The organism is Bacteroides cellulosilyticus DSM 14838 (assembly GCF_000158035.1).
Taxonomy (GTDB): Bacteria; Bacteroidota; Bacteroidia; order Bacteroidales; family Bacteroidaceae; genus Bacteroides; species Bacteroides cellulosilyticus.
In genome coordinates, this window is the sequence record NZ_EQ973489.1 from 398,642 (window position 1) to 411,612 (window position 12,971).

The window sequence follows — 12,971 nt, forward strand, 5'->3', positions numbered from 1 at the left end:
TAATAATTAATAATTAAAAATTAAAAGGGGGAAAGGAAACTCCTTTCCCTCATTCGATCTTTAATCTTCTTATTTAATTTTTAATTCTTTAATTCTTAATTTTCTCAATCCAGCCTTCTACGTCGTTTACCGACGGGTTGGTCAGTTCCAGTTTGTATTTCTTGTTAATACCGCAAATGTCTTGGTGCAGTTTTTGCGGATTCACATCTTTCATATCTTCTATTGTGTTGTAGCCGGCTTTCTGAATAACGGGTACCCAGTCTTCGGCAATGCCCAGTTCCATATATTTGGCGGGAGCATCTTTCGGAGTGATCTTTTCGGGGCGCATTTGCGGGAAGAACAATACTTCCTGAATATACGACTTGCCTGTCATTAGCATCGTCAGACGGTCAATACCGATACCGATACCTGATGTGGGAGGCATACCGAATTGCAGGGCACGCAGGAAATCCTGGTCGATGAACATTGCTTCATCGTCTCCCTTTTCACTCAATCGCAATTGATCTTTGAAACGTTCTTCTTGGTCGATGGGATCGTTCAACTCGCTATAAGCATTGGCAAGCTCTTTACCGTTCACCATCAGTTCAAAACGTTCGGTTAGTCCCGGTTTACTGCGGTGCATCTTGGTCAGCGGACTCATTTCAACAGGATAGTCAGTGATGAAAGTAGGCTGAATGAAAGTGCCTTCGCAGAATTCACCGAATATTTCATCTATCAACTTGCCTTTACCCATGGTGTCGTCAATTTCCATTTTCAGTTCTTTGCAGACCTGGCGGATTTCTTCTTCACTCTTACCATTGAGGTCGTAACCTGTCTTTTCCTTGATAGCGTCCAGGATGGGTAAGCGGCGGTATGGTGCCTTGAAGCTGATGGTCTTACCGTCGATGGTAGTTTCTTCGCTGCCGTTCACGGCAATGCAGATACGTTCCAGCAATTTCTCGGTGAAACTCATCATCCAGTTGTAATCCTTATATTGTACGTACAGCTCCATACAGGTGAATTCCGGGTTATGGTTCTTGTCCATACCTTCGTTGCGGAAGTTCTTTCCGATTTCGTACACACCTTCAAAACCACCAACGATCAAACGTTTCAGGTAAAGCTCGGTAGCGATACGCAGATACAGATCCATATTCAGTGAGTTGTGGTGAGTGATGAAAGGACGGGCACTTGCTCCACCTGCGATGGATTGCAGAATCGGAGTTTCCACTTCCGTGTAGCCGGCTTCGTCCAGTACAGCACGCATGGTTTTAATAACCGTGGCACGTTTCAGGAATGTTTCTTTTACGCCGTCATTCACTACAAGGTCAACGTAACGTTGGCGATAGCGGAGTTCGGGGTCTTCAAAGGAGTCATAAGCTACGCCATCTTTGTATTTTACAATAGGCAACGGTTTGATGGATTTTGCCAGTACAGTCAACTTTTGGGCATGAATACTGATTTCGCCCATTTGGGTACGGAATACAAAACCCTCGATTCCAATGAAATCGCCTAAGTCGAGCAGGCGTTTAAATACAGTGTTGTAGAGATCCTTGTCTTCTCCCGGACAGATATCGTCGCGGGTAATATATACCTGAATGCGACCTTTAGAGTCCTGCAATTCAATGAACGAAGCCTTACCCATCACGCGGCGTGTCATCATACGTCCGGCTACGGATACTTTGCGAGGTTCAGCGTCATCTTTGAATTCTGCTTTTATATCAGTGGAGAAAGCATTGGTTACATACTCTGCAGCGGGATAGGGCTCGATGCCCATCGCGCGAAGTTCATTCATACTATTACGTCGAATGATTTCCTGTTCACTTAGTTCTAATACATTCATTTCGTTGTACATTAACACAATTTGGGGACAAAAATACGAAACATTTTTCATATAATGGCACGAAGGAGGGGAGAATTAGGAAAAGTTTAGGGCTGATGTATGCGCTGTTATTCAAAAATGTTTTCTGTCTTAATGAACAGAATACACTCCACTGACAGAGTTTATGCGGTCTTGCTGAAGGAGAGGGGCTTATTGTAATACTGTTATAAATCAGATGAGGCCAGGAGTCTGCCGGTATAAGCAAATCGGTGAGCTAAACTTCCTCTACGACAGAAGCTATCATCAATGCCATTGATGATAGCTTCTGTCTTGAACTGTTTTTCACATATACTGAAGGCTAGCCCGGCTATCGTCTAATTCATATGTTGCTAATGGGGGAAACCTACTTTGCTGTCAGTTGATGGTATTGATCATAGAACATGGCGGCTATTCCGAAAGCATAAGCTCTTTCGTTTACAATGCCTCTGTTGTAATAATAATCTTTATCACCGATACAGGTACCGTCACAAATGTTTTTCATTTTCAGGTACTTCCCTACAGGTTGCAGACTGTTTGCTTCCAAGCCGGCATAAGCACGGTCTATCATAGGCATATACTTGTCAGCGGGTAATATTCCCAGTGCAATGCCTTTTGCTGCGGCATAGGCATACATGGCAGTGCTTGAGCTTTCTATAAAGTTCCCTTCTTCTCCCGGATAGATGGGCAATTGATACCAGTGTCCCGTCTTTTCATCCTGCAATGGATATAATGTATTGAGTTTCTGTGTGAGAGATGCTTCCAAATACGGATAGTTTTCGTCATTTTCGGGAAGAAGCTCCATTAAATCTACCAGAGTCATTAGAATCCAACCATTGCCACGTCCCCAGAACTCATTGTTTCTGCGGTTTGGATTTTCTGCCCAACCGGGCTGGCAGCAGGGGTCCTGCGAAGGAATTGTATCATTGTCCCAACCGTGATACCAGAGACCGGTTTCCGGATCTTCCAGTTTCTCCGCATGCTTTTTCAATTGGGAGATGGCTTCCAGAAGGAATTCTTTGTTGCCTGTCAGTTTGTACATCTGCATCAGGAACTCGCCTACCATATATACGGTATCATCCCATAATTCAATCACTTCTTCTCTGTGTGACACACCTCCGTTGGTGGCTCTGGGGATATTCTTGTATTGTTCGAAAATCTCATAAGCTTTGTCTTTGTATCGGCTTTCACCGGTGGTCTGTGCCAGATAGGCCAGTCCTAATCCGGAGATGACAGCATTCGGGTGATGACCGTTGGCGTCCCCGAAAGTGGAGTCGACAGCTGTTTGTATGTATGGAAACAGATAGTCTTTATCCATATTATTCTCACAACGTACAACGGCGGATTTAAGGAATACGGCTTCGTTCCAGTTCCAGATATAGTCCTTTGCAGGCATATATTCTTCTACTACATATTGGGTAAGTTTGTCTCCCCATCTATTAAATTCTTTTTCTGACGAACAAGAAAAGAGCGACATAATGCTCAAGAAGTTTACACATGTGATGAAATTCTTTTTCATGATACTATTTCTTTTATTTGATATTAAATTTTCCTTCTAAACGAATATCGGTTGAGGCGGCGCCAATCATGACTTTGAACATGCCCGGTTCTACAACGAATTTATTATTCTTGTCCCATAGACCGAGATCCTGAGGAGTCAGTATGAAAGTTACTTTTTTCGTTTCACCCGGATTTAATGTGATCCGTTCGAAGCCGCGCAATACTTTCATATAGGTCGTTACGCTACTCACTTCATCGCGGAGATAGAGTTGCACCACTTCATCACCTGTACGGTCTCCGATATTGGTTACTTCACAACTAACCGTGATTTCTCCTTGCGGACCTTGCTCTTCGGGTGTTATCTGTAGATTCTTATAACTGAATTTTGTATAGCTCAATCCATAGCCGAAGGGATACAGTGCACCGTATACGGCTGTTTCACAGGGTTCGTCGGAACCGGGTTTAAAGGGGAAAGCGAATGGTATCTGCCCCACTGATTTCGGAAAGGTCACTGCCAGACGTCCGCCCGGATTATAATCTCCGAACAATGCTTCCGCAACAGCCGTTCCGGCAAATTCTCCCGGGAACCATGCGTGCAGAATGGCGGGTATGTATTGATTGGCATAATTGATGGTGGCAGCACGTCCGTCGAGCAGAACCAGTACAGTGGGCTTTCCGGTTGCGTGTATAGCCTGCATCAGCTCTTGTTGATGTCCCGGAAGATCCAGACTGGTGCGTGAACGGTCTTCGCGGACTGTCAGTTCAGAACCACCCAAAACAAGCACCACCACTTCCGCATTGCGGGCTGCGGCAACTGCCTCGTCCAGCATTTGCTGTTCTTCCGTTGTTTTTTCGAAAGGCAATATCTCACTTTCCGGAAAGTGGCTGTCTATGATTTCGCATCCTTTTCTATAAACGACTTCTGTTTCGGGCAGTAACTCTTTGATGCCTTGATAAACTGTTTTGATCGGTGCATTTGCCGGACCATACCGGCAGATAAGTTGGGTCTGTTCGTTTGCATTCGGCCCGATGACAGCTACGGATTTCACTGTTTTCTTTAGCGGTAGCAGTTGATTCTCATTCTTCAATAAAACCAATGATTGACGGGCTGCCTCAAGAGCGACTTGTTGATGTTCTTTGCAGTGCACTATCTTCTCCTCTTGTTTCTCGTCTCCCCGGTAGGGATTGTCGAACAAGCCCAACCAGAATTTTATTCTCAGGATATCGGCAACCCGACTGTTAATCGTTTCCGGAGATACTTTTCCTTCTTTTATAGCCTGACGTAAAGGGAGTACGAAATCTTCCGGTTTGGTAAAATGAGTACGAATATTCAAACCGGCATTTACGGCTTGTGCCACTCCTTCAACTTCATTTGAGACTACGTGATGCTTAGTCGTTATGAATTCGACAGCCTCACTGTCGGATACTACATAACCTTTAAAGCCATATTCCTGTCGGAGAATCTCAGTCAGAAAGTGGTGGCTGCTTGTGATCGGTTCTCCATCGTAGTCGTTATATGAGCTCATCACTCCCAGCGCTCCGGCTTCGCAGAAGGCACGCCGGAATGGCTCCAGATAAAGCGTACGCATTTCGCGTGGCGACACATGAGGGTCGGTACGTGTCTTCCCGTCTCGTCCTCCTACCGGGATACTATATACCGCAAAATGCTTGACGGTAGAGACTAAGCGGTGTTTTTGCAGGCTTTGAATCATTTGCTTGCCTAATTGTCCTACCAGATAGGGATCTTCACCGTAACATTCCACAGAACGTCCCCAACGGGGATCCTGGCAGATATCCAGAATGGGAGAATAGATATTGGTGTAGCCTAAAGCAATCGCTTCTTTGGCTTCCACTTCGCCGATGCGTGCTATTAATTCTTTATTCCAGGTGCTTCCTTGTCCGCTCTGTGAGGGAAAGAATGTAGCGCGGTCGTGGCACAGTCCTCGTATACCTTCATTGGTGAAGTCAACAGGAATTCCTAAACGGGTTTCTTCTACAAACCAACGTTGGATTTCATGTTTTGCTTTCACGTGCTTATTGTAGGGGAAAGAGTATTCAGAACCGAATGTCCCTAATCCATTATGTTCTTCATCAATGTTTCCGATTCCGTCTTTCCATAATGCCTGTTTCCAGTGTTCCTCCGGTAGTGCATCTTCCAGGACACGTCCCGAACCGTAAAGGGTAGCCATTTGGCAAATCTTTTCTTCCAGAGTCATTTGCGAAAGCAGGTCATTAACCCGTTCTTCCATAGGTGCGGAAGGGTCTTCATAGATGTCCATTTTTCCATTTTTGTTGAAGTCGATCCAACCTTTTCGGTATATATCTTTAGGTGGAGCGCTCCATACGGCCATGCTGGTGCATGCCAGGAGTATAAGGCTGTTCAGCCTGTATAAATACAGTTTCTTCATGATAAATATTTATTGATTTACTTGTACTAATAAATAATCCATCGCCTTGACGGAGGCAGATACAGGGTATTTCTTTCCTGTCATGATGTTCAGAACCGGGATCTTGAATTCTATTATCTGGTCTTCATCTGAGAAATTAACGATATAAATATATTGCTTGCCGTTGGTATCTCTCAGTTCGGCAATCTCTACCAGCGGATGGTTACATCGAGCCGGAACCTTTATAGAAGAGTTACTGATAACTTCTTTCATAAGTTTGTCTGCAATGCTTTGTTCAGGTACGGTAGCCACGTAGTACACGATTCCTTTTCCATATTTGTTGCAAGTGATGGCAGGATAGCCTTTAAAGTAATTTCCACTGAATGAAGCTGTCGGAGAAGCCGTCTTTACTTCTATTTGGTCGAACCAGAAATGGCATTGACCGGTCTGATCTCCATAAGTTAAAGTATTACTTTTTCGTCCGAATAGTGCTTCCTGCCCTTTCACTTCGATGCCTGCCAGTTGTTGCAGACGGGAGGTGACCAAAGCATCCGTCTTGTGCAGATGAATATCACGTACCCCGCTGATACAAGTTAGAAGAATTGTAGCACCTTGCCGGGCGGCTTCTTCCAGGCGTTGGCAAAAATTAGGAGAAGCAATGGCCAGATAAGGCACTACAATCAAACTATAACCGCTCAAATCTGCCTGAGATGAGATAACATCAGCCATAATTGATTGAGAGCGCAGAGCATGATAGTACTTATATACTTCACGCAGGTATTTAAGGTCAGGGCAGAATGTATAGCCATTCTCGAAAGTCCAATCCACTTGGAAATCACGGATTACCGCGGCTTTAGCCACCGGCAACATTTCACCTGTCCGGGCGTAAATCTCTTGTAATTCCTTGGCTGTCTGTTGTACTTCGTAGAATTTACTTCGCTTTACATTATCGGATTCCATGACTCCTGCCATCAGATGCTCGTGTCCGGAATCGAAAGAACGGAAGGGGAAGAAAGTGGATAAACGACATCCGTAAGCTAGTTGCTGATGGTTCCACAAACGGGGATATCCCTCTTTTACGATCTCCTTTTGTGTAAGGGCCGTACGTCCGATCTGTGCTTCCGGCACCCATATAGACCGTGATTTGCCTCCTCGTATTATCTGCATGGCAAAAGATGTCATGGCAGGATCAAAAGGGTGTCCGATGTCATTCCCATAGAGATGTTCCAAAGTTACATTTACAGGATAATTGTCGAACGACAGGACATCGCATTCATCTGCCAGTTCATAGAGATTCATGGTGGTCACAAAGCCACTTCCTCCGATATTAGTTGTCACTGTCATGCCCGGAGCTACGGCTTTAACCACATCCCGTTGCATACGGAAGAATTCTAATGCTACATCCGAATAGAACCGTTGATAATCCAGATAAATACCCGGATTATCCATCCTGCGGGGTAGCCATACCTGTTCGAAGTTATCTAATGTTTCGCTCCAGAAGACGGTTCCCCAGGCTTTATTTAAGGCTTCTACAGTCTGATATTTCTTCTTCAGCCATAGCTGGAATTTCTTCAGGCATTCAGGACAATAGCAATAGGGCTCTTCGGTTGCCAGTTCGTTATCTATCTGAAATCCGATGACGGATTTATTGTTTTTATAACGTTCCGCCAAGGTGCGTGTAATGCGTGTGCAGTATTGGCGGTAATCCTCGTTGTTGAGACAGGCATGGCGCCGGCGTCCATAGGGCTTCCTCTGACCGTCTGCTCCCATGATCATGATGTCGGGGTGTGCATCGTGCATCCATTTGGGTATGGCGGCAGTAGGGGTACATAACAGAGATTGTATGCCATGCTGTGACAGTGTCCGGATAGCATGATCTAACCATTCCAGCGTAAAGGCTCCGTCTTTAGGTTCCATACTATGCCAGGCGAAGTCACCCATCCGGGCTATGTTGAAATGCGCTTCCTTCATGAGACGTGCATCCTTTTCAACTTGCTCTTTATCGGTATGTTCCGGATAATAGGCGGCTCCTGTATAAACTTGCCCATGAACTGAAATGAAACCGCCTAAAAAGACCAGACAGTTGATCAGTAACTTCTTCATAGCTCTATTTTTTATAGCTGAATGATAATGGGATGATTGATGCATAATGCCTCATGGGCTATCAGGTTGATGAATGCCTCCCGTTCCCGGAACTGTTTGTCTCTCAACTCCCAGGCTGCATAAGCCCGGTAATTGTAGAGTCCGTTTGCGTCAGGTTTCATTTTGACGCACCAGGTTTTTATAATATCTGCGTTTTCTTCCGGTGTATGGAAGGTTTCTATCAAATTGTCAACAGGTACCAATAAACTCATGCCGAAATAGAAACTTCCGTTTACGGTCTGTTTGTCATGGGTGAGCATGGCATACTGTTTCCCTTCATATTCTTCTTCCGTGAAAGGTTGCGTATTCAGGTTATTGACAATGCCGGTCACCAGGAAGTAATTTCCGGGTAGGGTAGTGGTGCTGATTTTCTTTTCATATCCGTATTTTCCTGCCCATATACTGATTTCTTCGCAAAGATCTATCTTGTTATTTTCTATTTGCCATCCTTTATATGTCAAGCGAATAATTGAGCGGACTGGCCCTTCTGTAACCAGTTCGTAGTAGGTGGAGTCGATAACATCTTCTGTATAACTTGCGGGGACACCCATGCGTACCAGGCTGTCTGGAGTCTGCATGGCAAGTCCGCCCAAACCGAATGAGTTGGCTGCACTCAGAATGTCGCATCCCCATTCTCGTACTACCTGGTATGTATTTGCCGGATGTCCTTTCGGACTGATTCCCACTGTATCCAGCACCATTTCAGATATTCTTTTACCGAAAACATCGCAACAGTTACGGCCATCGAAGTACTGGCGGAATCCCATTTTATCATTTTCCCAGACAGGACCATCCATTTGATAAGGATACATCTCACTTCCTCGTGGAAGGTTATGCTTGTCGTGTGCATCCCGGGACAATTCTTCGATAATTCCGGGGGAGGTCATCTTACCATAGCGGACATTCGTACGAGAGGTGAATACCGGATATTTCTCCGGAGTAAGCCATTCCACTTTTAACCGGGTCTTTTCGGAAGGGGAAAATGTATATACGAATGCCAGTTCATCCCATTCTCCGTCTCCGTTGAGGTCGTCCAGCTGACAAGGAATATATTCTCCCTGTCCGTTGGTTATCACAGGTTTGAGCAGCTTGTCTGTCGGATTGAGTTGTGCACGGGTCAATACCAGTGCTTCGTCTTCACGATTTATATCCAAAGGATTCTTCACGGTAAATTCCTTTAAACTCTGCGGAGAGTTACAACCGGTCAGCATTGCCAATCCTCCTGACAGGAGTAAACAACTCGCTATGAAATGATATTTTATATTCATGATTCTTCTGTTATTAATTGCGTATTACTTCCCATTCGTCATGGTTACCCATCTTTATTTCCAACTTGACAGGGCTTTTTCCCTGTTCGTTCCATTGAATATTTACTTGATATCCCTTATCTCCCAGATTGCTTATTTTTATGTTCCGGGATAACTTGATGGCATCTGTATTTTTGGAATGAGGTGCCAGGACAGATAACCAGCGTGTGTTTTTTCCGGCCTCCAGTGGACATTTGCTATAAACCGCATAATCATCATTCTTCCAATGTTTAGGCTGATACTGAATTCCGTTTTCCGATCCTGCCGGTGCATCGAAAGCAATAAAGAGACATTTGTCTCCTTCACCGTATTTATCAGTGAAAGCCCGTGCTTGTGCAGGGTAATGTAGCAGGGAAGCATCAAACCAGTCAGCTGTAGCCCCATCCGAATTTCCGCAACGGGGAGCGGAGGGAACGTGCCATACCGGACCGGCCACCAGCTTATCGGCAGCTTTTCCCGGCAGGAACTCATCCAATACGATTAGAAAACCTTCTTCTGTCAGAAGAGTGCTTCTTGTCCAAGATGAATCGTGGGTCCAGATTCCTTTGTAAGATACGGAACCATAACTGTCACCTGCCTTATTTTCAGCTTTGGCATCAGTCAGAATACCACCTTGCTGACGGTCCAGGCGTAAATTATGTTTCATGTCGTTATCATTGAAGGCTATCAGGATGGGTACTCGTGTCCAACCCTTGATGGGAGTGACATATTTATATGATAATCCGATGCGGCTATAGTCCTCATTCACATTAACCTGTTCATTCATTTTGATACGGAGAACCGTACGGCCATATTTCGTGCGGATACGCAGTACCTGTTTGCCCGTTTCTGCATCGGTTACAATGGCATAATCCTCTTTGGCTAATTCCGTTTCGGGGAATTGCTGTGTCTTGTCGGGAGCAACGAAGCCAAATGACAGTTTGTCCGTCAGTTTGTCAAACGGTACCAGTATTTTCTCTCCTTTATCTCCGGCAATGAACAGGTCACTGATATAAATATCTACGGGAACATCCGAAGGGCATACATTGCGTTTTTCATACCCGCCGAACCAGGTTCTTCCGGGGAATACCTTGCCGACTGATTCTTCTCCTTCGGTAGGGAGCAGTGCAAACTCCAACCTGATTTCATGCAGGTTTATCAAGTCATTGTTTCCGGCCACGGCTTCCGGGTTTCCCCACATATAACCATAAGGAGCCTTCTGGTCAGTCAGTGCAAAATGAACATCAGTGGATCTTTGTGAATTGATGGTGTATCGTTTTGAAGGCATATACCCTCGGGTAACCCGCATATTGGCGGAAGAATGATACCATCGTCCGGAATACACTCCCGTGGTCTGACGGAAAGGATACTGCGCATCCGGTTCGGAAACCAGTAGCGTATTGTTCCATGCCGGCCATTCATAGCGTCCTCTGTCGGCAATGATCATGGTGCCGTCTACTTCATAATGTATCAGGTCGCCACGTGTGTCGGAGATTCCACCATGGTAGAGGACGTTGCAATCATCCTGAATCCAGAATTGGGCGAACGGAGCGCCTTCTTTACGTGAAGGTGCCAGTATCAGGCGATCTTTACTTTGGTAAGTGGCAGGGAAAAGAGATTGCACGGAAGCTTGTAGTTCCGGGGCTTTGGCTTCCATACCTGCATATTGGGGATAAGCTTTTTCAAAAGCCTCTTCCGGAAGTCTTCCGGTTTTCATGTTGCCTGCCAGATATGTTTTTTTAAGTGCCCATAAAATAGTCGGATCGGGACAGACTTCCATAATGGCATCAAAAGCCTTTACGTAAGATTCTTGGTCGTACGGTTCTCCATCTCCTGTAGAGCATACCAGACCGGAAGAACTGACATGGTTTCTGAATTTATAATATACCTGTTTCAGCTTATCCCCTTTTAATTCCTTCTGCTTGCCAAGCTTTACACCTAAAGCTATCAGGCGGGGAATATTATGGGCCACATACGCAGGTTCATAACTGTCTCCCGGTTCATACCAGTCATTCCATACGGCTTCGGCATAAGCTTTCCATAATTTGGCATCTTTGTGTTTCGGAAACAATCTGGCAGCTGCCAAGGCTCCCATGGCATAATTTGCTGCCCGGTTGTTCGGACCGCGTTCTTCGCAAAAACTCATCTGACTGACAAGAGATTCGGACAGTTGTCTGAGTTCCGCGTCCATCAGTTTGTTTTCTTTAAGTATGCGTATGGAATCGAAAAATTTCTCACGGGCAAAGAAAGATACTTCCAGAGGGCGAGATTGGTTCCGAGTAGACTCGAAGGCATCTAGGATGCCTAACAGAATGGTTTTGCCTTGAAGCATTTTCTCCTTATTGCCGGAGCTTATCAGATCATAGACAACGTAGATATCCTTATCGTTACTATGATAAAAAGTAACATGATCCTTGATTTCGGTATGTCGGAGGGTTTCCTGTCGGGCTTCACTGCGCGTCATCCGGTCGAGTACTTTTTCTTGTGCACACAGTGGTGGTGTGCACAAGAAAAAGGCTGTCAGTAAAGAATATCCGGTGGTTAATACTATGTTTTTCATGTTTTGTGAGGTTAGTTTTTACTTTGTAAAGAACGTGATTTTATTTGGCAAGTAATGCATAGGCGCACCATAAAACCGGAGCTTGTCCATGGAGATCTCCCGTTAAAGCTTTACGGTTGCGGTAGTGTTCACTATTGTCTCCCAGCATGGTACCTTCGCATACGGCTTCCACATCTCCTTGTTCATTTACATATTTGGTTAAAGCTATCCAGGCGTTCCGGGCTACCGGCCCGTATTCTTCGGCAGGTAACCAGCCTTTCTTGACACCTGTAATCATGGCGTATGCGAACATGGCTGAACCGGAAGTTTCTTCCCACATGGAAATATCGTCTACTACCTGTTTCCACATACCATTCTCATCCTGTGTATCTTTTAGTTTCTCCATCATTTTCAGATATCCTTTCATGATTTCCGCTCTGTCCGGATTGTCTTGCGGAAGCATCCGGAGCAGTTCGGACATACCGGCTGCCATCCAACCATTACCGCGTCCCCAGCAGAAGGGAACTGTTGGTGCGTGGTAGAACAGTCCTGAAGGTTGCTGTATTGAATCCAGGTAAAGCACCATTTCGCGAGCTGCTCTGTCTATATATTTACGGTCGTTCGTTACCCGATAAGCCTGCGCTTGGATAGTGGTGATCATATACATGTCGTCCAGCCAGAAGCGAGTCTGCCAGGAATAACCTTTGTCGTCCCATTCCTTTTGTTCCGGTTGACAGATATCAGCATCTTTGAAATCCCCATACATACTGCTTTGGCGTTCTTCACCTTCTTCCAGTTTCCAGTTGGCTGGTAATTCCCATTGAGAGTCGGCATACATCATGCCTAATGTTTTATAACGCTCTTCTCCGGTTTGCAGGTAAAGTTCTAGCGGCACGGCTCCGAAGACATTGTTGTCTACATGATTCGGCTTCGGCTGCAAGTAAGCCTCATTGGTGAATAATGGCTCGAAACGGGCTTTCAGACGTTCTGTCAAATCCTTGTTGTCTGTTTCCTGAGCAAACCAAAGTCCTCCTAACCAAGTGCATACATCCGGATAGGTGATTTGTGTTCTTGGTTCGTTCACACGTAAGGGGCTGCCATATTGCGAATGCCCTTGTTCCAGAAACCGATTTGTAATTTTATTCCCGATTTCTATAGGGCTGGCTTCTTGTGGGAGATTGTCAAAGTACCCGTTCTCTTTAGGAGCACAAGATGCCAGCACCAACGCAGCCAATGCTGCTGTGAATAGTTTACTTTTCATATTTTCTTGTATTTTTTATATT

7 protein-coding genes are annotated in these 12,971 nt (G+C 45.2%); all 7 read right to left on the reverse strand.

The annotated features are described in order from the left end of the window. Positions 1–88 precede the first annotated feature (88 nt). Positions 89–1,819, reverse strand: a complete 1,731-nt coding sequence (gene lysS, locus BACCELL_RS04280) for a lysine--tRNA ligase (RefSeq protein WP_025726026.1) — start codon at positions 1,817–1,819, stop codon at positions 89–91. A 382-nt stretch (positions 1,820–2,201) separates the two neighbouring features. Further along, on the reverse strand, positions 2,202–3,353 hold the full coding sequence (locus BACCELL_RS04285) for a glycoside hydrolase family 88/105 protein (RefSeq protein ID WP_007210339.1): 1,152 nt from the start codon (positions 3,351–3,353) through the stop codon (positions 2,202–2,204). 13 nt (positions 3,354–3,366) lie between these two features. Beyond that, complete coding sequence (locus tag BACCELL_RS04290) at positions 3,367–5,685, reverse strand: glycoside hydrolase family 3 N-terminal domain-containing protein (RefSeq protein WP_044153324.1); 2,319 nt, start codon at positions 5,683–5,685, stop codon at positions 3,367–3,369. A 66-nt stretch (positions 5,686–5,751) separates the two neighbouring features. After that, positions 5,752–7,824, reverse strand: coding sequence for a beta-galactosidase (locus BACCELL_RS04295; RefSeq protein ID WP_007210341.1), 2,073 nt, complete (start codon positions 7,822–7,824; stop codon positions 5,752–5,754). 11 nt (positions 7,825–7,835) lie between these two features. Further along, complete coding sequence (locus BACCELL_RS04300) at positions 7,836–9,131, reverse strand: DUF4861 domain-containing protein (RefSeq protein WP_007210342.1); 1,296 nt, start codon at positions 9,129–9,131, stop codon at positions 7,836–7,838. 13 nt (positions 9,132–9,144) lie between these two features. Continuing rightward, the gene (locus BACCELL_RS04305; RefSeq protein ID WP_007210343.1) at positions 9,145–11,709 is read right to left on the reverse strand and encodes a hypothetical protein; all 2,565 of its coding nucleotides are present in this window, start codon (positions 11,707–11,709) and stop codon (positions 9,145–9,147) included. A gap of 40 nt (positions 11,710–11,749) precedes the next feature. Continuing rightward, the gene (locus tag BACCELL_RS04310) at positions 11,750–12,949 is read right to left on the reverse strand and encodes a glycoside hydrolase family 88/105 protein (RefSeq protein WP_007210344.1); all 1,200 of its coding nucleotides are present in this window, start codon (positions 12,947–12,949) and stop codon (positions 11,750–11,752) included. Positions 12,950–12,971: the final 22 nt, after the last annotated feature.

What these genes read in the sequence shown, in the direction of transcription:
- lysS (WP_025726026.1), bottom strand. Translation starts at nt 1,819, where the DNA reads ATGAATGTATTAGAACTAAGTGAACAGGAAATCATTCGACGTAATAGT.
- BACCELL_RS04285 (WP_007210339.1), bottom strand. Translation starts at nt 3,353, where the DNA reads ATGAAAAAGAATTTCATCACATGTGTAAACTTCTTGAGCATTATGTCG.
- BACCELL_RS04290 (WP_044153324.1), bottom strand. Translation starts at nt 5,685, where the DNA reads ATGGCCGTATGGAGCGCTCCACCTAAAGATATATACCGAAAAGGTTGG.
- BACCELL_RS04295 (WP_007210341.1), bottom strand. Translation starts at nt 7,824, where the DNA reads ATGAAGAAGTTACTGATCAACTGTCTGGTCTTTTTAGGCGGTTTCATT.
- BACCELL_RS04300 (WP_007210342.1), bottom strand. Translation starts at nt 9,131, where the DNA reads ATGAATATAAAATATCATTTCATAGCGAGTTGTTTACTCCTGTCAGGA.
- BACCELL_RS04305 (WP_007210343.1), bottom strand. Translation starts at nt 11,709, where the DNA reads ATGAAAAACATAGTATTAACCACCGGATATTCTTTACTGACAGCCTTT.
- BACCELL_RS04310 (WP_007210344.1), bottom strand. Translation starts at nt 12,949, where the DNA reads ATGAAAAGTAAACTATTCACAGCAGCATTGGCTGCGTTGGTGCTGGCA.